The sequence below is a fragment of the Lachnoanaerobaculum umeaense genome, assembly GCF_003589745.1.
GTDB classification, from domain to species: domain Bacteria; phylum Bacillota; class Clostridia; order Lachnospirales; family Lachnospiraceae; genus Lachnoanaerobaculum; species Lachnoanaerobaculum umeaense.
In genome coordinates this window covers 2,549,562-2,569,527 of record NZ_CP032364.1, presented here as the reverse complement: position 1 = coordinate 2,569,527, position 19,966 = coordinate 2,549,562, and the positions used below count along the sequence as shown (strand labels likewise).

The 19,966-nt window shown below is 35.6% G+C and carries 18 protein-coding genes; 8 read left to right on the top strand and 10 right to left on the bottom strand.

What is annotated here, in order from left to right:
- Positions 1 to 10: 10 nt before the first annotated feature.
- Together D4A81_RS12030 and D4A81_RS13650 are read left to right on the top strand one after the other, a co-directional pair.
- Entirely contained in the window at positions 11 to 862 is an 852-nt protein-coding gene (locus D4A81_RS12030; RefSeq protein ID WP_111526093.1) for a transporter substrate-binding domain-containing protein, read from the top strand.
- A 93-nt stretch (positions 863 to 955) separates the two neighbouring features.
- Positions 956 to 1,753 (top strand): CAP domain-containing protein, encoded by a 798-nt coding sequence (locus tag D4A81_RS13650; RefSeq protein ID WP_111526094.1) that lies wholly within the window; start codon positions 956 to 958, stop codon positions 1,751 to 1,753.
- Between the two features lie 120 nt (positions 1,754 to 1,873).
- Here D4A81_RS13650 and D4A81_RS12020 read toward each other — a convergent pair whose 3' ends face one another.
- Entirely contained in the window at positions 1,874 to 2,509 is a 636-nt protein-coding gene (locus D4A81_RS12020) for a DUF421 domain-containing protein (protein WP_111526095.1), read from the bottom strand.
- A gap of 3 nt (positions 2,510 to 2,512) precedes the next feature.
- The gene (locus D4A81_RS12015) at positions 2,513 to 2,962 is read right to left on the bottom strand and encodes a DUF3290 domain-containing protein (RefSeq protein WP_111526096.1); all 450 of its coding nucleotides are present in this window, start codon (positions 2,960 to 2,962) and stop codon (positions 2,513 to 2,515) included.
- A gap of 377 nt (positions 2,963 to 3,339) precedes the next feature.
- Between D4A81_RS12015 and D4A81_RS12010 the strand changes: the two genes are divergently transcribed.
- Entirely contained in the window at positions 3,340 to 5,097 is a 1,758-nt protein-coding gene (locus tag D4A81_RS12010) for an IS1634 family transposase (protein ID WP_119808241.1), read from the top strand.
- An 81-nt stretch (positions 5,098 to 5,178) separates the two neighbouring features.
- On the opposite strand, the gene D4A81_RS12005 is transcribed toward D4A81_RS12010, so the two are convergent.
- The 5 genes from D4A81_RS12005 to D4A81_RS11985 are packed head-to-tail and all read right to left on the bottom strand — an operon-like array spanning position 5,179 to position 10,045.
- Positions 5,179 to 5,931, bottom strand: coding sequence for an ABC transporter ATP-binding protein (locus D4A81_RS12005; RefSeq protein ID WP_111525815.1), 753 nt, complete (start codon positions 5,929 to 5,931; stop codon positions 5,179 to 5,181).
- A 13-nt stretch (positions 5,932 to 5,944) separates the two neighbouring features.
- On the bottom strand, positions 5,945 to 6,709 hold the full coding sequence (locus D4A81_RS12000) for an ABC transporter ATP-binding protein (protein WP_111525816.1): 765 nt from the start codon (positions 6,707 to 6,709) through the stop codon (positions 5,945 to 5,947).
- Complete coding sequence (locus D4A81_RS11995) at positions 6,709 to 8,280, bottom strand: ABC transporter substrate-binding protein (protein WP_111525817.1); 1,572 nt, start codon at positions 8,278 to 8,280, stop codon at positions 6,709 to 6,711. Before D4A81_RS11995 ends, D4A81_RS12000 begins: the two co-directional genes overlap by 1 nt.
- A gap of 30 nt (positions 8,281 to 8,310) precedes the next feature.
- Complete coding sequence (locus tag D4A81_RS11990) at positions 8,311 to 9,105, bottom strand: ABC transporter permease (RefSeq protein WP_111525818.1); 795 nt, start codon at positions 9,103 to 9,105, stop codon at positions 8,311 to 8,313.
- On the bottom strand, positions 9,095 to 10,045 hold the full coding sequence (locus tag D4A81_RS11985; RefSeq protein WP_162902590.1) for an ABC transporter permease: 951 nt from the start codon (positions 10,043 to 10,045) through the stop codon (positions 9,095 to 9,097). The genes D4A81_RS11990 and D4A81_RS11985 overlap by 11 nt, the downstream gene beginning before the upstream one ends.
- 434 nt (positions 10,046 to 10,479) lie before the next feature.
- Here D4A81_RS11985 and nrdD point away from each other — a divergent pair, with 434 nt between their 5' ends.
- A complete protein-coding gene (gene nrdD, locus D4A81_RS11980) occupies positions 10,480 to 12,648 on the top strand; it encodes an anaerobic ribonucleoside-triphosphate reductase (RefSeq protein WP_111525820.1) in 2,169 nt (722 codons plus the stop codon).
- 79 nt (positions 12,649 to 12,727) lie between these two features.
- Here the strand turns inward: nrdD and tyrS are convergent, their stop codons facing one another.
- Positions 12,728 to 13,954: a tyrosine--tRNA ligase gene (gene tyrS, locus D4A81_RS11975; protein WP_111525821.1), complete on the bottom strand. Its 1,227-nt coding sequence runs from the start codon at positions 13,952 to 13,954 to the stop codon at positions 12,728 to 12,730.
- A 257-nt stretch (positions 13,955 to 14,211) separates the two neighbouring features.
- Between tyrS and D4A81_RS11970 the strand changes: the two genes are divergently transcribed.
- The 4 genes from D4A81_RS11970 to nox all read left to right on the top strand — a co-directional run bounded on the left by D4A81_RS11970 (position 14,212) and on the right by nox (position 17,947).
- The gene (locus D4A81_RS11970; protein ID WP_111525822.1) at positions 14,212 to 15,240 is read left to right on the top strand and encodes a 3-deoxy-7-phosphoheptulonate synthase; all 1,029 of its coding nucleotides are present in this window, start codon (positions 14,212 to 14,214) and stop codon (positions 15,238 to 15,240) included.
- On the top strand, positions 15,240 to 15,788 hold the full coding sequence (gene nrdG / locus D4A81_RS11965) for an anaerobic ribonucleoside-triphosphate reductase activating protein (protein ID WP_111525823.1): 549 nt from the start codon (positions 15,240 to 15,242) through the stop codon (positions 15,786 to 15,788). The genes D4A81_RS11970 and nrdG overlap by 1 nt, the downstream gene beginning before the upstream one ends.
- 4 nt (positions 15,789 to 15,792) lie before the next feature.
- Positions 15,793 to 16,449, top strand: a complete 657-nt coding sequence (locus D4A81_RS11960) for a hypothetical protein (protein ID WP_111525824.1) — start codon at positions 15,793 to 15,795, stop codon at positions 16,447 to 16,449.
- A 163-nt stretch (positions 16,450 to 16,612) separates the two neighbouring features.
- On the top strand, positions 16,613 to 17,947 hold the full coding sequence (gene nox / locus D4A81_RS11955; protein ID WP_111525825.1) for a H2O-forming NADH oxidase: 1,335 nt from the start codon (positions 16,613 to 16,615) through the stop codon (positions 17,945 to 17,947).
- 39 nt (positions 17,948 to 17,986) lie between these two features.
- Here nox and nagE read toward each other — a convergent pair whose 3' ends face one another.
- Entirely contained in the window at positions 17,987 to 19,429 is a 1,443-nt protein-coding gene (gene nagE, locus D4A81_RS11950; protein ID WP_111525826.1) for an N-acetylglucosamine-specific PTS transporter subunit IIBC, read from the bottom strand.
- 60 nt (positions 19,430 to 19,489) lie between these two features.
- Positions 19,490 to 19,966: a PTS sugar transporter subunit IIA gene (locus tag D4A81_RS11945; RefSeq protein ID WP_111525827.1), complete on the bottom strand. Its 477-nt coding sequence runs from the start codon at positions 19,964 to 19,966 to the stop codon at positions 19,490 to 19,492.

The following is a 19,966-nucleotide window of genomic DNA, read 5'->3' as shown; positions in this document are numbered from 1 at the left end:
GGAATATAAAATGAAAAAAGGTAAATTAATAGGATTAGTAGGTGTTTTGGTTGCAGGAGCTTTGGCACTCAGTGCATGTGGTTCATCTTCAAAGAGTGCAGCTAAGAATAAATTTAGAACTTTAGATGAAATCAAAAGTACAGGAACTATAAATATAGGTGTTTTTTCTGATAAACATCCTTTTGGATATGTTGATGAGAATGGTGAATATCAAGGATATGATATTTACTTTGGAAACAGGCTTGCCAAGGACCTTGGTGTTAAAATAAATTATGTAAGTACTGAGGCTGCAAATAGAGTGGAATATCTTGAGACGGGAAAGGTGGATATTATACTTGCAAACTTTACTGTTACACCTGAAAGAGCGGAGGCGGTAGATTTTGCACTTCCATATATGAATGTAGGACTTGGAGTTGTTTCATCTGATAAAGATCCTGTAATAACCTTGGAGGATTGGGTGGCTGGAGATGAGATGATAGTTATTTCAGGAACAACAGCTGAGACTTATATGATTAAGAATTATCCTGATATCAAGCTTCAAAAGTATGACACATATGCAAATGCAAAGAACGCACTTTTAAACGGTTCAGGTAAGGCATGGGTCAATGACAACACAGAAGTTATTGCATTTGCAAAGAGCAATCCGGGATATACAGTAGGTATTGATAATCTTGGTGCAAATGATACTATAGCACCGGCTGTAACAAAGGGAAATACTACATTACTTGATTGGATTAATACAGAGATTGAAGAACTTGGAAAAGAGAACTTCTTTCATAAGGATTATGAAGAGACACTTACAGATACTTATGGCAGTGAATATGCAGATACTCTTGTAATAGAGGGTGGAAAAACAGAATAAAAACATTGCTTACTAATACAAATAGTATATAGTTTATTTTATATAAATATGATAAAATATACAGGAAGTATTAGTCTCACAAAGGAGTAATGTATGAAAAAGAGATTGCTATTTGGTACAGCTTTGACATTGGGCACATTGTTGATGTCAATACCGACATTCGCAGCCGGGGGTAATTGGAAAAATGAAGGTACAGGTTGGAGGTATCAGTTCACCGATGGTTCTTATGCACGATTATCATGGTTACATGAAAATGATAAGTGGTATTATATGGATTCTTCAGGCTATATGTATAAAGGTTGGTTAAAGGATGGAGAGGATTGGTACTATTTGGATCCTGAAAGTGGAGATATGAAGGAGGATTGGACAAATATCGGTGATAATTGGTATTATTTTAGTCCGATACTTGGCGGAAGATTGGTTACAAATGGCTATGTATCAGGTGGTTATTATGTTGATGCAGGCGGAGCGTATCAGCCAGATGGCAAACAGCCAAAGGAAAATGCCACCGGCGTATCTACAAAGGCATTTGAGGATAAAGTTATTGAGCTTGTGAATATCGAGAGAGCAAAATACGGAATTCCAAAGCTAAGTACAGACAGCATGTTTAGAGATAGTGCAAATCTGAGAGCCAAAGAGATTGCTACATCTTTTTCACATACCAGGCCGGATGGTTCAAGTTATTTGTATGCTTTACCACCAGGACTTGGATATTGGGGAGAGAATATAGCTATGGGACAGACAAGCCCGGAAAAGGTAATGGAGGCTTGGATGAACTCCGAAGTACATAGAGCAAATATATTGAGTAAAGACTTTATTACAATAGGTGTAGGATACTTCATAAAGGACGGAGTTATTTATTGGGTTCAGGATTTTGGTACAAGGATGTAAATACCATTTGAAGGAATTTATGAATCATAGTTAAAACAAATCAGATATATTTATAGGGAAGGTAAAACGAGCAGCTACTCTTGAGAATACAAATATTTGTATAGAGTAGCTGTTATTTCTTTAGGACTTTGGATAGGTTGTTAAATTCAACTCACCATTGACATACTCACCCAAAAAGATATCCTGTATATGTTCTATACCCTGACTGTTTACTGATGAAATCAACCATTTTTCATCATGTCCGATAACTTCCAATATATCCTGATTTATCTTACCATTTGAAATAATAGGAAACTTTGGAGTGGCGGATTGCATATCTATAATAGTAAGTTTGCCATTTGTTTCCATAATAGCGGATTTGACTTCTTTTGTAGAAAAAAGTCCTTCCATACGTATATGTAGCATAAGTTGATCTGCTGAAATACCTACCTTGGCACAATTTTCTACATTGACTTTGCCATTCTTTATAAGTATAACAGGTTTTCCTACCACCAATGATTTTATAAAAGTGATATTAACCAGCAGCTTTACAATAATTACTACCAAAGACCAAACCAGTATAAATATCAGAAATGTCAGTATAGAAATAGATGTATTGTAAATTACGCCACCTATGATGCCACCGAGTACATAGTTTTGAATCTGATTCAGTGGAGTGTTGATAGAGAACTCATATTTTCCAAGTATATGTATTTGTAAAATCATTACCATAATACCTAAAATAAATTTGATACCGACTAATAAATATATGTTCATAAATTATCTCTCTCCATTAATATATACATTGTGATCTATTACATGTGTACGCTCTAGAGTATAGGAGTTGTTATCATCATTTAGATCTAGCGTATAATCTTCCTCATTGTAGCGAATAATAATACCGTCTTTTAGAGTAGTGGAGTTTACCATAACTTCATTCGGAGAAATATGGGCATCTGTAGCTACACTATCTATAAATTTCACAAGTACATGTGACTGTGAGAAATCTCTATGATTTTGTGTATACTGTTCCACTTGAATACCTAAAAGTATAAATATAAAAACCATAATACCTATAGAGATATCTCTAAGTCTGGTTTTGATTCTGTCTTTCAAGAATTTAATGGAAGTAAGTATAACTACAGCGAGTAGCAAAATAATAAAAGCAGACCTGATAATTAAATCTGTGGACTGGTGTTTGATAATATATTCTAAAGTATAAAAATTCATAGAAAAAGTTACGCTCCTTTCAATAATATCTGTATTTTATATCATAAATATTTTTAAGATTCAAGATGCTTTGAATATTATATAAATAATTAAATCACAACAAGCAGAAACATACAATATACTAGTATATATTGGATGCTTCTATCAATGCTTTCGTATATTCATTTGAAGGTCTGTGTATTCCCGTCTTCCGTCGAAGTACTATGAAATTTCCGACGTTTCAAATTTTTAGCAAACTATTTAATTTTATACAATTCTTTTAAACCCTTTATTTTAAAGGCTTTTCTTACATAAAAAATAATTTGAAAAAATTGAAAAAATTTTTACAGCATGTTATAATCATAGTACTTCATAGTACTTTACTTTTAGAGGTGTTTATGGCTTATTTTTTGAGAAAAGAAAAGAAGAAAAAAGGTACTTATCTTCAGATGTATGAATCATTTTGGGATAAGGATAAAAAGCAACCAAGAACAAGAAATGTAAAATCTTTTGGTTACGTTGAAGATCTGACTTCAGATGAGATTCCGGATCCGATTAAATTTTATAGCGATTATGTAAAAGAGCAAAATGAGAATAGAACAAAAGTTCTTTCTGAAGAATCCCGTCCTCGTGCATTTTCCACTCCTGTTGAACTTAATATAGGACACTTCTTGCTCTACTCATTGATTGATGAGCTTGATGTTAAGGAAACTATTGATATACTTGCTTCTCAAATGCGTTTTCAGTTCTCTGTATTTGACTTAATTACACAACTTATTTATGCAAGGGTTATATCACCATGCTCTAAGTCAAAGACAGCCTCTCATGTCTTTCCATACATTTACGGCAGCTCTACAATCTCTGAAGACCAAGTATATGACGGGTGTTCTTTCATAGGAGAGTCTTATAAGAAGTACATTGATTTGTTTAATCACTCTTATGAAAAGTATTTTAAAAGAGATTTAAGCAATGTATTTTTCGATTGTACTAATTATTACTTTGAAATTGATCTTCCTAGCGATGACAAGCAAAAGGGACCTTCAAAAGAGAATAGGCACTCTCCGATAATAGGGCAGGCTTTACTTTTAGATGCTGATCTAGTACCTGTCTCCATGCAAATGTATCCCGGAAATGAATCGGAAAAGCCATATATTAGAAAAGTTATTGAAGAAATGAAGCAACGACACAGCGTATCAGGCAAGACAATTCAGGTGGCTGATAAAGGCCTTAATTGTGCAAGAAATATTTATGCTGCAGTTAAAGAAGCTAGTGACGGCTATATATTTTCAAAATCAATACATGGTAAGAATCTAAGTGAAAAGGAAAAGAAATGGGTTCTACTTGAGAATGATACAAATGTCTTTTCTAATTACACTGATGAAAGAGGTAATATATCTTTTCGTCTTAAATCCTGTATTGACAGCTTTGATTACAGTTTTAAAGAGATTGATCCGGAAACAGGAAAAGAGTGTGTTACAAGGTTTTCTGTAAAAGAAAAGCGTATCGTCTCTTATAATCCTAACCTTGCAAAGAAACAAAGGCTTGAAATAATGAAAATGGTCGATAAAGCTTCAAAGTTTTCTACATACAAAAATATCGCTAAAGATGAACTTGGAGATTGTGCTAAATATGTAGACATTATAACTAAAGATAGTACAGGCAAGACAATAAAGCCTATAATAGATTTAAATAAATCTAAGATTGATGAAGATCTTAAATATGCAGGATATAATCTTTTAGTGACATCCGAAATAGATATGGAGCCATTACAGGTATATAAAACATACCATAGCCTATGGAAGATCGAAGAATCTTTTAGACTTACAAAATCATACCTGGATGCAAGACCCGTTTATTTACAGAAAAAAGAAACAATCTATGGGCATTTTTTGATATGCTACCTTAGCTTGTTTCTTTTAAGAGTATTAGAAATCAAGTGTTTCAAGAATAAAATAAACTCTTATGACTTGATCAACTTTATGCGTGATTTTAGGGTGGTAAATAAAGGTGATGATACATATATCAATATATCAAGAAACCAGGCCGTTAACGAAAAGGTTAAAAAACTGGTTGGTTTTAGTAACCTTGATGCCCTCTATTTAACCAAAGCTGAAGTCGACAATTTCTTTCAAAACTGCATGCTCTTGTATACCTAGAGTACTAGGTTTTGAGAGAAACGACGGAAGTCAGGTATTATATAAATAATTAAATCACAACAAGCAGAAACATACAATATACTAGTATATATTGGATGCTTCTATCAATGCTTTCGTATATTCATTTGAAGGTCTGTGTATTATTCTGCTTGTAACATCTTTTTCCACGATATGTCCATCCTTCATTACAGCTACATCATCACACATATGGTGAACCAGAGATATATCATGGCAGATAAATAGTATTGCCATGCTCATTTCCTCTTTCAGGTCATTTAATAGAGATATTATTTTTCTTTGTACTATAAGATCAAGTGCTGAGGTTGCTTCATCACATATAAGCAGCTTAGGAGAGCAGGCAATGGCCCTTGCAATAGCAGCTCTTTGACATTCACCCCCACTAACTTCACTTGGATATTTATTATAGAAAGATTCATTTAGCCCGCAGCGGTCAAGGAGGGTAATCGCCTGTTTTTTGCAATCCCCCTTAAAACCGAAATTTTTTAGGTTTACCAGGATACTTTCGCCAAGGCTTCGTACAGGATTGAAACTTTCTCTTGGAAGCTGAAATATCATTTGCAAGTCTTTGTAAATCTTTCTGTAATTAGCAGGTGAAAATTTGCTGATACATTTACCATCAAAGGTTATTTCACCTTCTGTTATAGTAATCAATCCGGTAACAGCTCTTGCCAGTGTGCTTTTACCGGAGCCGCTTTCACCTACTATACCCAGACATCGACCAGCTTTTAAATTAAGATTAATATTTTCTATACTTGGTTTTGTCTCTCCTTCGAATTGCTTGGTAAGGTTTTTTATAATCAAAATATCATTCATATATACTCCAAAATCAAGTAACAGATGAAAGTATCAACTCTTTTGTAAAATCACTTTTGGGGGAGGAGAGTACTTCGGTTGTTTTTCCATAGTCAACTACTTTCCCGTCATTTAATATCAAAATATTGTCAGTGATACTTCTGGCTATTTTTATATTGTGTGTTACAAGAATAATTGCTGTATTATATTTTTCACGCAGTGATTTCAATTCATTTACTATTTGGACTGCAACTATTGGATCAAGTGCACTGGTAGGTTCATCTGCCAAAATGATTGAGGGATTATTCAACATAGCCAGTGCAATGCCAACCCTCTGATTCATACCGCCTGAGAGCTCAAAGGGATATGCCTTTAATATTCTTTTAGGTTCCGGTAGAGACAAACTCTCAAATATATCTAAAGCTATGCCTAGGGAATCTTCTTTTGAAATCTGTTTGTGGGCTTTCATACTTTCAAAAACAGTGTCACCGATAGTTTTTAAGGGGTTAGTATGAATACCGGATTCCTGAAATACCATACTGATACGATTGCCTCTGATATTTCTCATATCACGACTGTTTATTGCCAGTAAATCACTGTCTTCAAAGTATATATTTCCACTTAGTACTTTGGGACCGGCAAGTCCCAAAATACTTTTTAGCAATGTGGATTTTCCGCAGCCGCTATTACCCACTATGCCTAGAATTTCTCCATAGTCAAGTGAAAATGATACATCATATAGAACCTGCCTTTTTTCATATGAAATATTTATATCTTCAAATTTCAAAAGTTCTTTCATTATTCTATTACCAGATCTTTACTGAATTCATAATAATCACATGGCATTGGAATAAGTCCCTTAATATTTTTCTTACTTACAAGACTCATCTGTAAATGTGAAACAAATATAAAACCGCAATCATCTACCAAAATATCACTCATTTTTTGTGCTATTTCCTCACGCTTTTCACTTTCAAATGTGGTAGCTAGAGTTTTTGCAAGCTCATCAAGTTCGGAATTTGAGTAATGTCCTCTATTTTTTGAGGCATCAGTTAAGGCGGTCATATCAAAGAAATAAGCCTTGTTACCGGTAGGATTTGTGACCATGGCACTTGCAAATATATCCCAACTGTTACTATCTTTTAGTACTTCAAGATAGTTCTCAGTACTGTTTATATTCAACTTTATGCCTACATCCTTTAGATTGGACTGTACACTTTGTGCCAGTATAGGAAGCTCACTTCTTCCCGGATATGTAAGGTAGTTTAGTTCAAAGTTTTTGCCATCCTTGTCAACATATCCATCATTATCACTGTCAGTCCACCCTGAATTTGCAAGAAGTTCTTTTGACTTTTCAGGTGAAAAGCTATAGTTTGTTGCCTCAGAGTCCTTCATAGGGAATGGTCCGTTTGCCACTTTTCCATGTCCGCCAAGCAATACATTGACAAATCCGTTCTTGTCAACTGCCATAGCTATAGCTGATCTTATATTTTTATCTTTAAGCAGCTCATTGTCAAAATTTAACTGCATAAAGAATGCCCTGCTGGTAGCAACAGAATTTATACTGTAATTGTCATTTTCAAACAGTGGATAGCTTGCATATGGAAGGCCATAGGTAGCATCCAACTCTCCTGATTGTAGTCCCATAGTAAGGGTATCACCGTCAGTAATAGACTTTACCAATATATTTTTCTTTGAAACTTCACCGCCCCAGTAGTCATCTCTGGCTTCAAGACTTATTTCACTGTCTGAAACGTCAGTTGCTTTATAAGGTCCTGTTCCTGATACATTTCTACTTGTATCTACGCCAACATGCATATCTATAAGAGCGGTATATGGCTCTGCCAGAAAGTTTAACAGTGCAGGATTAGGTTCAGTAGTTGTGAATGTTAAGTTTTGACCATCTGCTTTTATTTCCTGTATTTTCATATCATTTGGTGCTCTGTCATGCACTTTTAATAAATCTTCAAAGCATTCTTTTGCAGCAGCAGCGTCCAGTTTTCTACCTGATGAGAAATTGATTCCATCTTTTATAACAACTTCCAGAGTATTGTTATCTAAGAATTTGTAGGATTCGGCAAGCCAGGGTACTAATTCCAGATTCTCATTCAATTTAAATAATGTCTCGCCTACACCATATCTTACACAACTCCAACCTGAATAGTCTTCATGAGGATTGAGTCCGGCATCAGACATTCCAACACCATAGCTGCTGGTACCATAAACCATAGTTTTTGCAGTATTTGTAGAGGCGGAAGTATTTTCGGTATTTGTTGTAGTGTTGTTTGTTTGCTTACCGGAAGCACCACAGGCTCCCATAAGTAAAGTTGTAGTAATTGCAATAGAAAGAAGTTTTATTTGTTTTTTCATTAGATATTCTCCTTTAAAATTATATATTTGTTATGCGTTGTAGTAATCTCTAAGTGACTCTCCGAATACATTAAATATGGAGACTGTGATAAATATCGCAATTCCCGGAGAGAGTGTGATCCAGGGTGTAAGTTGAAGCAGACTTCTACTTTCACTTATCATACTCCCCCATTCAGGAGTGGGTGGAGTAGCACCAAGCCCCAGAAAAGAAAGTGCTGATATTTCCATAAGACTTGTACCTATATCAAGGCTTGCAGTTACTATAATTGGACCAACGATATTGGGCAATATTTCAGTAAATACTATTTGAACAGTATTACAGCCACTGAGTCTGGCAGCACTTATATAGGTTGATGTTTTAGTAGAGAGTACCAGACCTCTTGAAAGTCTTGCATACCTTGGCCAACCCACAGATACAAGAGCAATTATTGCTCCAAATATGCCATTGTGGAAAAGACCGGAGGTTGCAATAGCAAGTACAATGCCGGGGAATGCCAGGAATATATCAGATACTCTCATAAGTATAGTGTCGGCTATACCGCCAAGATATCCACAAAAAGTTCCTATGATCACGCCTATGCTCGCCATCAAAAGCACTACAGCCAGAGCAGAGAATATACTTATCCTACTTGCAGCAATAACTCTTGAGAACATATCTCTACCATATATATCTGTTCCCATTATATGATTGAAGGAAGGGGGGGCCTTTGCTATCATAAGGTTTTGATTGGATATACTATAAGGGGTAAGCATAGGTGATAAAAATGCAAATATCAACAATGCTGCAACTATGATGGAAGGAAGTAATATTTTTTTAGTTCGCATGTTTACCACCTCCCAGTCTAAGCCTTGGATCCAGGAAATAATAGGAAATATCTGCCAGTAAATTTACAAAAACATAGATAAGCGCCATCCAAAGCACATATGCCAGAATCATAGGATAGTCACGCAGATTTATAGATTCTATGGCAAGTTTTCCTATACCGTCCCACATAAAAATACTTTCAACTATAGAGCTGCCACCAAGCAGGCTTCCAAAACTAAGGGTCATAAGAGTGATAAGAGTAAGAGATGTAAGTCTAAGTACATTAAAAAATATAATGATATTTTCCTTGATACCTCTAGCTCTTGCTCCACTTACATAAGGTTTTGAGAGTTCTGCTATTATAAGTGAACGGATTTGTCTGATATACTTGGCACTCATTGCGAGTGAAAGTGTAAGTGTAGGCAGTATAAGGCTTTTTAAGCTTGTACCCTGTGATATTACAGGCAAAAGTTTCATTTTTAATGCGAAAATATATGAAAGCACAAGTGCCACAAAAAAATTGGGGAGTGAATTGCCTATGAATGACATAGTCCTTATAATATTGTCAAAAATGCCATTCTTTTTTACTGCTGAAAGTATGCCAAGTGGCAGTGAGATAAACATAGTTGTAAACAATGCGCTGAGAGAAAGAAGCAATGTATTTGGCAGTTTGCTCATAATATAGCTAAAAACAGGCTTGCCTGATACATAGCTGATTCCCATATCTCCCTGTATTACTCCAAGCAACCAAGTGAAATATTGAACCATAAAGGGACGATTTAATCCAAGCTCTTCTCTTTTTTGGTTTAGAAGCTCAGGAGAAAGAACTCCTCCTATAGCCTCATATCTGACTGCAACAGCATCTCCTCCTGTAAAGTAGATAAGAGCAAAAGATATGAAGCTGATACCTATAAGTATAGGTATTAATGATAATAATCTTTTTAAAATATATTTATACAAATTTTCCATCCCAAAGGTAAAATTTATTTGTTTAAGCAAAAGCTTCAAATATGATAATAGAATATAAAAGCAAAGAGAATATGTCAAGAGAAAATGAAAATGAGTTTCATATTGTATTTTTTATAATTTTTAAAATAAGCTATATAGGTTTCAAAAACAATAAAAAATAATAGTGAAATAGACTTTGTTAAGTTTTTTATGGTGAAAAATTATAATAAGTTTGTTTATATTTTGTGATTTGAAAATTTTAAAAGTATTTTTGGTGAAATTCCTACATAAAGTTTTTTTACATTATGTTGTAAAATACGCATTGACCATACACTATATATTGTGTATACTATGAAAACGTGAATGTCAAGCCTTGGAGTTTTTAAGGATTTGGCAGAGATAGAGACGGGAAACATATAGTAATAAATTTGAGGAAGGATTCAGATATGAGAATCATAAAGAGAAGTGGTGCAGAGGTTGATTTTGATATTTCAAAGATTATGGCAGCCATTTATAAGGCAAATGCTGTAGTGGGTGAAGATGATAAATTAAAGAAGCCACAGGTAGACCGTATTGCCAAAACTGTAGAGAATCAATGTATGAGCATGAATCGTGCTATGAGCGTGGAAGAGATACAAGATATGGTTGAGGATGGCATCATGAGAGAGAATGCTTTTGAGGTTGCCAGAAGATATATTACATATAGATATGTTCAGAGTATAAAGAGAAAACACAACACAACAGATGATAAAATATTGGCACTTATTGAATGTGACAATGAGGAAGTAAAGCAGGAGAATTCCAATAAAAATCCTACCGTTGCTTCAGTGCAAAGAGATTATATGGCTGGAGAGGTTTCAAAGGATCTCACAGAAAGAATACTTCTTGATCCTGAGATAGTGGAAGCACATAAGGCGGGAATACTTCATTTTCATGATGCGGATTACTTTGCACAGCATATGCACAACTGTGATCTTGTAAACCTGGAAGATATGCTTCAAAACGGTACTGTAATTTCAGGTACATTTATAGAGAAGCCACACAGTTTTTCAACAGCTTGCAATATTGCCACACAGATTATTGCCCAAGTAGCATCCAGTCAATATGGTGGACAGAGTATTTCACTCACACATCTTGCTCCTTTTGTGGATGTCAGCAGACAGAAGATTCGCGATGAGGTTGAAGCTGAGATGTACGGTCTAAATGTTTCTAAGGAAAGAAAGGAAGAGATCGTTGAAAACAGACTTCGTAAGGAGATTACAAAGGGAATACAGACTATCCAGTATCAGGTGGTTACTTTGATGACCACAAATGGTCAGGCTCCATTCATTACAGTATTTATGTATTTGAATGAAGCAAAGAATGATAGAGAAAAAGAGGATCTGGCACTTATTATTGAGGAAATGATAAGACAGAGATATCAGGGTGTAAAGAATGAGAACGGCGTTTGGGTAACACCGGCATTCCCTAAGCTTATATATGTGCTTGAAGAGGACAATGTTCGTCCGGGAAGCAGATATTATCATCTTACAAAGCTTGCAGCAAAATGTACTGCAAAGAGGCTTGTACCTGACTATGTTTCTGAGAAGAAGATGTTCGAGCTAAAGGTAGATAAGAATGGCAACGGAAATTGTTATACTCCTATGGGATGCAGAAGTTTCCTTACACCATATGTGGATGAGAATGGTAAGGCAAAATACTACGGAAGATTTAATCAGGGAGTTGTCACTATTAATCTTGTAGACGTTGCACTGTCTTCAGGTGGAGATACTACAAAGTTCTGGAAAATATTTGAAGAGAGACTTGAGCTTTGTCATCGTGCATTGAGAGCAAGACATAAGAGATTGTTGGGAACACCTTCAGATGTTGCACCTATACTCTGGCAGTATGGGGCTCTTGGAAGATTGAAGAAAGGCGAACCGATAGATAAGCTTTTATATGGCGGATATTCTACTATAAGTCTTGGATATGCCGGACTTTATGAGTGTGTAAAGTATATGACCGGAAAGAGCCATACTGATGATGCGGCAAAGCCATTTGCACTTAGTGTAATGCAAAAGATGAATGATAAATGTAATGAGTGGAAGCAGGCTGAGAATATTGACTATTCTCCATATGGTACACCGCTTGAATCCACAACGTATAAGTTTGCAAAGGCTCTTCAAAAGAGGTTTGGAATCATAGAAGGTATTACAGATAAGAACTATATTACAAATAGCTACCATGTTCATGTCGCAGAGGATATAGATGCATTTACAAAGCTTAAGTTTGAGAGTGAATTCCAAAAACTTTCGCCTGGTGGTGCAATAAGTTATGTAGAAGTACCGAATATGCAGGACAATCTTGAAGCGGTAATGAGTCTGCTTGGATTTATATATGACAATATAATGTATGCTGAGCTAAATACCAAGTCTGATTATTGTCAGGAATGTGGATTTGACGGGGAAATTAAGATAGTTGAGGACGAGGGTAAGCTTGTATGGAAATGTCCGAAATGTGGAAATACAGATCAGAATAAACTTAATGTAGCAAGAAGAACCTGTGGATATATAGGAACACAGTTCTGGAATCAAGGTAGGACTCAAGAGATTGCGGATAGAGTACTGCACTTATAAAATTAAAGGCTGTTGCACTAAAATGCAGCAGCTTTTTAATGAAAAAGGAAGTACAAAAAATATACTTCCTTAAATAAATTTATTCTGATTTAACTTTGCAGAAATTCTTCTTACCTCTCTTAACAAGAAGTCCTTCACCTGAAAAATCCTCTTTTGTGAAAATTTTTTTTACATCATTTATAACTTCACCTTCTATAGAAACACCACCCTGTTCTATGTTTCTTCTGGCTTCAGATCTGGTCTTTGAAAGTCCGCTTACTACAAGTACACCTGAAAGATCAATAGTACCGTCTCTGTAATCTTCATCCTGTAGAATATAAGTAGGAACATTGCTCATATCACCACCGCCTACAAAGAGTGATTTGCTGGCAGCATTAGCCTTATCTGCCTCTTCCTTGCCATGTACAAGTTCAGTAAGATGCATTGCAAGAATTTCCTTAGCTTCATTGAGCTGTACTCCTTCCCATGAAGACATTTCTTCTATCTGCTCAAGCGGAAGGAAGGTAAGCATCCTAAGGCAAGTGAGAACATCCGCATCAGGAAGATTTCTCCAGTACTGATAGAAGTCAAATGGAGAGGTCTTATTTGGATCAAGCCAAACTGCACCGCCAACGGTCTTACCCATCTTCTTACCTTCTGAGTTTAGTAGAAGAGTAATGGTCATAGCGTGTGCATCCTTGCCAAGCTTTCGTCTAATAAGCTCGGTACCTCCAAGCATATTTGACCACTGATCATCACCACCGAACTGCATATTGCATCCATAGTCAAGGAAAAGTCTGTAGAAGTCGTAGCTTTGGAGTATCATATAGTTAAACTCAAGAAATGAGAGTCCGTTTGCCATACGATTTTCATAGCATTTAGCTCTAAGCATATTGTTGACAGAAAAATGTGGACCTATATCACGAATGAAATCCATATAGTTGAGATCTCTTAGCCAATCTGCATTATTTACCATTTTTGCTTTGTTTTCACCGAATTCAATAAAGCGACTCATTTGCTTTTTAAAGCATTCACAGTTGTGATCAATATTTTCTATAGTAAGTACCTGTCTAAGGTCGCTTCTACCTGAAGGATCCCCTATCATACCTGTACCGCCGCCTACTAAAGCAATAGGTTTGTTTCCAGCCATTTGAAGTCTCTTCATAAGGCAAAGTGCCATAAAATGTCCTACATGGAGGCTGTCTGCAGTGGGATCAAATCCTATATAAAATGTAGCCTCACCATTGTTTATCATTTTGCTGATTTCTTCTTCATTTGTAACCTGGGCAATAAGTCCTCTTGCCTTTAATTCATCATAACAATTCATACATATCCATCCTTTATTTATTGCAGCTTCGGCTGATAAAATTTCATAAAAAGAAGTATAACAAAGTAATGAAAAAGGGTCAAGCTCACACTTTGAAAGTTTAAAACTTTAAAGTGATAAAGACTTGATAATTTTTTCTGATTATTTTATACTGTTAAAATATTATATACGACAATGTTGTATGACTATAAAATGACACATTAAGTAAAGCTTTGGATAATTTGAATTCAGAACACATATAAATGAAAGAGGAAATTATGGGAATAAAATATATTAACAATCTACCTTCACCTGAGGAAATCATAGATAAATATCCTTTAAGTAAAGAACTAAGGGAGAAAAAGCTGGAATTCGACCGTGAAATTTCTGATGTTATCACCGGTAAAAGCAAAAAGTTTTTGGCTGTAATAGGGCCATGTTCTGCAGACAATGAAGATTCTGTACTTGACTATGCAAGCAGACTTGTAAAGGTGGCTGAACAGATAAAGGATAAGATAATAGTTATACCAAGAGTATATACCAATAAACCAAGAACAAATGGAGATGGATACAAGGGGCTTTTGCACCAGCCAAATCCTGAGAAAAAACCTAATGTACATGAGGGTATTGTTGCAATAAGAAAGATGCATCTTAGAGTAATAGAGGAGACAGGACTTTTTACAGCGGATGAGATGCTCTACCCGGATAATCTTGGATATTTGGATGACTTGATGAGCTATATTGCTGTGGGTGCAAGATCGGTTGAGAATCAGCAACATAGACTTACATCTTCAGGTGTTGATGTACCGGTAGGTATGAAGAACCCAACAAGTGGAGATATGTCAGTTATGTTGAACGCAATATATGCAGCACAGCAATCTCATGAGTTTATTTACAGAAATTTTGAGATAAAGACAGATGGAAATCCGCTTGCACATGCAATACTTCGTGGTGCAGTCAATAAGCATGGACAGTGCCTACCAAACTATCACTATGAGGATTTGAAACTTTTATTGGATCTATATATGGAAAGAGATATACTAAATCCTGCTGTTATAGTGGATGCCAACCACTCAAACTCCAATAAGAAATACAAGGAGCAGGTTCGTATAGTAAAAGAAGTATTGCATTCTATGAGATATTCTGATGAGATAGCAGGTTTTGTAAAGGGTGTAATGATAGAGAGCTATATTGAAGAAGGTAATCAGAAGATAGAAGAGCATATATATGGAAAGTCTATCACCGATCCATGCTTGGGCTTTGAGGATTCAAAGAAACTTCTTTTAGAAATGGCAGATATGCTATAATGAATTATGCAAATATAAAGTATGACGATATAGCCAATGGTCCCGGAGTCAGAACCTCTCTATTTGTATCCGGATGTACACATGCATGTAAGGGTTGTTTTAATGAGATGGCATGGGATTTTAAATATGGGGATATATTAACAGAAGAAATCATGGAAAATATATTGGCATCTTTACAGCATGACTATGTATCCGGAATGACTATATTGGGTGGAGAGCCTATGGAAAAGGTAAATCAGATAGGAATTCTACCATTGATAGAGGCGTTTAAAAAGAGATATCCAAAGAAGAATCTTTGGATATACTCAGGATATACATATGATGTTGATTTGATAGAGGGGGGTAGAGCATACTGTGAGGCTACGCCAAAAATCTTAGAACATTGTGATGTCATAGTTGACGGTAAATTTGTACAGGAACTTTATGATATTACATTAAGGTTTAGAGGAAGCTCTAACCAAAGAATTATAGATGTGAAAAGGAGTCGCAAAGAAGGAAGAGTAGTACTCTGGGAAGACGACAGGACTTTTGCCACTCATAGTATGTAGTTTTATGGAGAATGATTTACTTATACAAAATGGTAGTGAGTTCTATACCGGTGGAAATCAGGGATGGTTTTTTAAGGATCATAGAGATATAGCGGAATATGGTTGTGGAATAATTGCAATATGCAATTTTTTGATGTGCTTTTGGAAGTCCAGGTTTAAAAGTAATACAGTAATAAGTAAAGAAAGTTTTATTGCCTTTGTTATGTTATTATATAAGAAGTATTTATTCATCTTAAATATGCCATTCATAAAGGGTATGACAGGTTTTTCACTGTCAAAAGGTTTAAATAGATATTTTAAAGATAACAGTATTTCTATGAAAGCTAAATGGGGGTATGGCTGTAATATACTCCCAAAGGTAAATAAAAGTCTGAAAGCAGGGTTGCCGGTTATTCTGGGAGTAGGTCCTGATGTCTTAGGATTTTTAAAAAAGAATAAAGGTGTAAAGGCAGTAGATATAGAAAATGGAAATGTAGTAGATATATATGCACACTATGTACTGATATATGAATGTAAGGAAGAAACAGAAGATACATGTTTTTGTATCTCATCTTGGGGTAGAAAGTATAAAATATATTATAGTGAATTTATCAAATACCAAAAGAGTACTATTTTAGGTTTTTTATTATCAAATATATTGGAGATCCAAAATATATTTTAAAAAATTTAACTGTATAAGCCTAAAAATACTTGTTAAAAAATATAAAACATAGTACACTTTTATATGGTAGTGTATTCGATAATATACTCTATTAAATAGGGTGTATTTTTTGAGGGACAACATTATTAAAGTGATTATTTATTTAAATATATTGGAGGATAATATGAGTAAAATAGTAGTAGTAGGTGCAAATCATGCCGGTACTTGTGCGATCAATACAATCACAGGATTTAATGAGGGAGATGAAGTAGTAGTATTTGATCAAAATTCAAATATCAGCTTTTTGGGCTGTGGTATGGCACTTTGGATAGGTGGACAAATCTCAAAACCGGACGGACTTTTCTATTCAAATAAGGAGAAGCTTGAGTCTCAGGGAGCAAAGGTTAATATGAACAGCAAGGTTGAGAGAATAGATTTTGATAAAAAGTTTGTTTGTGCAACTTTGGAAGACGGTCAGAAGGTAGAAGAGAGCTATGACAAGCTTATACTTGCTACAGGTTCACTACCTATAGTACCACCAATACCTGGTAGAGATTTGGAGAATGTTCAGCTCGTTAAGCTTTTCCAGAATGCCGAAGAAGTAATAAATAAGCTTGAAAACCCTGATATAAAGACTATTGCCGTAGTAGGTGCAGGATACATAGGTGTAGAGCTTGCAGAAGCTTTTGAAAGACATAATAAAAAAGTGATTATGGTTGATATTGCCAATACTTCACTCTCAAGTTATTATGATCCTGAGTTTAGTGCTTTGATGGACAAGAATCTTTCAGATCATGGAATTCAGCTTGCCTTCGGTGAGACCGTAAAGGAAATAAAGGGAAATGGCAAGGTAGAGGCTATAGTTACTGATAAGAATGAATATCAGTGTGATATGGTTATACTTGCTATAGGATTTAGACCAAATACTGAGCTTGGAAAAGAATATCTTGAGACTATGCCAAATGGTGCATACATAGTTGATGAAACTCAACAAACAAGCATGAAGGACGTATATGCTATTGGCGACTGTGCTACTGTATACTTTAATGCGACAGGGGAAAGGTCTTATATCGCTCTTGCAACCAATGCAGTTCGTTCAGGAATTATAGCTGCACATAATGCATGTGGTAAGAAACTTGAGACTATCGGTGTTCAAGGGTCAAATGCGATTTCAATATATGATTTGAAGTTGGTATCCACAGGACTTAGCGAGCAAAGAGCAAAGCAACTTGGTATGGATGTACTTTCCACTTCATTTGAGGATTTACAAAAGGCAACATTTATTGAGACAACAAATCCTAAAGTAAATATAAAGATAGTATATGATGCAAAGACAAGAGCGATAGTAGGTGCTCAAATGGCATCAACATATGATATGTCAATGGGTATACACATGTTCTCACTTGCAATACAGGAAAAGGTAACTATAGATAAGCTGAAATTGCTTGATATATTCTTCCTTCCACATTTCAATCAACCATATAATTATATAACAATGGCTGCATTATCAGCAAAATAATAAAAATATAGGGTACTGCATTTTGCAGTACCCTATTATTTATCTCTTAGCAAGTTTTTTAAATTCGTCTGCTACGAATTGAACCTTTGTACCAATAATAACTTGTACAGAAGTCTTTGAAGGTCTGATAACACCTGCAACACCTGCAGATTTGATCTTCTTTTCATCAACCTTGGTATAATCCTTGATTTCAAGACGAAGTCTTGTAATACAGTTGTCGATAGAAGTGAGGTTTTGTGGACCGCCGACACCTTCTAATATAATACTTGCAACTGCAGTATAGTCATCATTAGATAAAACTGCCTTTTTCTCTTCTTCCTCATCATCTTCTCTACCGGGAGTCTTTAAGTTAAACTGTGTAATAACAAAGCGGAAGATTCCGTAGTATATAGCACCGTAAATAACACCTATAGGTATAAGGAATAAAGGATTTTCAGCAAATGGAGCTTTGAAACTTAGCACCCAGTCAACAAGACCGGCACTGAAGTTAAATCCTGCTCTTATAGGAAGTAGTGCAACTATAGTAAGTGAAATACCTGTTAAAATAGCATGTATTAAATAAAGCACCGGTGCAAGGAACATAAATGCAAACTCAAGTGGTTCTGTAACTCCTGTAAAGAATGAAGATAGAGAGGCAGCTAATAAAAGACCGTAAGCAGCTTTCTTTCTTGAATCCTTGGCGGTGTGATACATTGCAAGTGCAGCACCGGGAAGACCGAACATCATTACAGGGAAGAATCCTGACATGTACATACCTGTCTGTCCAAGGATACCACCTTCAGCACTTCCCCAGAATTTTCCAATATCATTGATACCTGCTACATCAAACCAGAATACTGAGTTAAGTGCATGGTGAAGCCCGAATGGAATCAGAAGTCTGTTAAAGAAACCATATATTCCTGCACCCAAAGCACCTGTACTCATGATTGCCTCACCAAATCCTACCAAAGCACCGTAAACTACAGGCCAAACAAAGAATAAGATAATAGATGCAATAAGTGAGAAGCCGGCAGTAACTATAGCTACACTTCTCTTGCCACTAAAGAAAGAGAGTGCATCAGGAAGCTTAGTTGTTTTGAATTTATTATAACAAATAGCACCTATAAGGCCACAAACTATTCCGATAAATTGAGTTTGTGTCTTACCGAAAGCTGCAGGAACAGCATCAGCATCAACACCTGTAAACATTGCAACAGCTCCCTTTGATAAAAGAGTTGTAACTACAAGCCATGAAACAAGACCTGCAAGTGCGGCTGCACCGTCACCATCATCACTCATACCGACAGCAACACCTATGGCAAACAAAATAGCCATATTGTCAATGATTGCACCACCTGCCTTTAAAAGGAAGGCTGCAACTATATTATTACCACCCCAACCGGTAGGATCAATCCAATAACCAATACCCATCAAAATTGCTGCCACAGGAAGGCAGGCTACAGGAAGCATCAAAGACTTCCCAAGTCGTTGTAAATACTTCATAAAATTTCTCCTTAATTAAGATTATCCCTTTGCTGGCCACTCAAAGAGAAAAGTTTATTATTATGGTATTACTACCAATATTTCACTATCATTGGTCACAGGTATATTTGTGACACTTTCAACGGATTTAAATTCAGTACTGTTGCAAATGAGCATTATAGTAATAGGATTAAATCCGGCTGACTTTATTTTTTCTAAATCAGCCTTTATAAGTGGATCTTTAGGTTTTACGGTATCACCTACTTTCACATAGGAAGAAAAACCGTCACCATTCATCTTTACAGTATCAAGTCCGATATGAATAAGAATCTCTTCTCCGGTATCTGCCAGTATACTTATAGCATGTAATGTTTCAAAAATCATACTTACTTTTCCGGATGTGGGAGAGGTGACAAGACCATCACTTGGAATAATGGCAACACCCTTACCAAGCATTTCAGATGAAAAAGTTTCATCAGGTACCTCTTTTATAGATACACTTTTTCCTGTCATAGGACTTAAAAAACTATTTTTCTTTTTTTTAAATAAACCAAACAT

Excerpts from the sequence above, each read along its gene's own strand:
- D4A81_RS12030 (WP_111526093.1), top strand. The coding sequence starts at position 11 with ATGAAAAAAGGTAAATTAATAGGATTAGTAGGTGTTTTGGTTGCAGGA.
- D4A81_RS13650 (WP_111526094.1), top strand. The coding sequence starts at position 956 with ATGAAAAAGAGATTGCTATTTGGTACAGCTTTGACATTGGGCACATTG.
- D4A81_RS12020 (WP_111526095.1), bottom strand. The coding sequence starts at position 2,509 with ATGAACATATATTTATTAGTCGGTATCAAATTTATTTTAGGTATTATG.
- D4A81_RS12015 (WP_111526096.1), bottom strand. The coding sequence starts at position 2,962 with ATGAATTTTTATACTTTAGAATATATTATCAAACACCAGTCCACAGAT.
- D4A81_RS12010 (WP_119808241.1), top strand. The coding sequence starts at position 3,340 with ATGGCTTATTTTTTGAGAAAAGAAAAGAAGAAAAAAGGTACTTATCTT.
- D4A81_RS12005 (WP_111525815.1), bottom strand. The coding sequence starts at position 5,931 with ATGAATGATATTTTGATTATAAAAAACCTTACCAAGCAATTCGAAGGA.
- D4A81_RS12000 (WP_111525816.1), bottom strand. The coding sequence starts at position 6,709 with ATGAAAGAACTTTTGAAATTTGAAGATATAAATATTTCATATGAAAAA.
- D4A81_RS11995 (WP_111525817.1), bottom strand. The coding sequence starts at position 8,280 with ATGAAAAAACAAATAAAACTTCTTTCTATTGCAATTACTACAACTTTA.
- D4A81_RS11990 (WP_111525818.1), bottom strand. The coding sequence starts at position 9,105 with ATGCGAACTAAAAAAATATTACTTCCTTCCATCATAGTTGCAGCATTG.
- nrdD (WP_111525820.1), top strand. The coding sequence starts at position 10,480 with ATGAGAATCATAAAGAGAAGTGGTGCAGAGGTTGATTTTGATATTTCA.
- tyrS (WP_111525821.1), bottom strand. The coding sequence starts at position 13,954 with ATGAATTGTTATGATGAATTAAAGGCAAGAGGACTTATTGCCCAGGTT.
- D4A81_RS11970 (WP_111525822.1), top strand. The coding sequence starts at position 14,212 with ATGGGAATAAAATATATTAACAATCTACCTTCACCTGAGGAAATCATA.
- nrdG (WP_111525823.1), top strand. The coding sequence starts at position 15,240 with ATGAATTATGCAAATATAAAGTATGACGATATAGCCAATGGTCCCGGA.
- D4A81_RS11960 (WP_111525824.1), top strand. The coding sequence starts at position 15,793 with ATGGAGAATGATTTACTTATACAAAATGGTAGTGAGTTCTATACCGGT.
- nox (WP_111525825.1), top strand. The coding sequence starts at position 16,613 with ATGAGTAAAATAGTAGTAGTAGGTGCAAATCATGCCGGTACTTGTGCG.
- nagE (WP_111525826.1), bottom strand. The coding sequence starts at position 19,429 with ATGAAGTATTTACAACGACTTGGGAAGTCTTTGATGCTTCCTGTAGCC.
- D4A81_RS11945 (WP_111525827.1), bottom strand. The coding sequence starts at position 19,966 with ATGTTTGGTTTATTTAAAAAAAAGAAAAATAGTTTTTTAAGTCCTATG.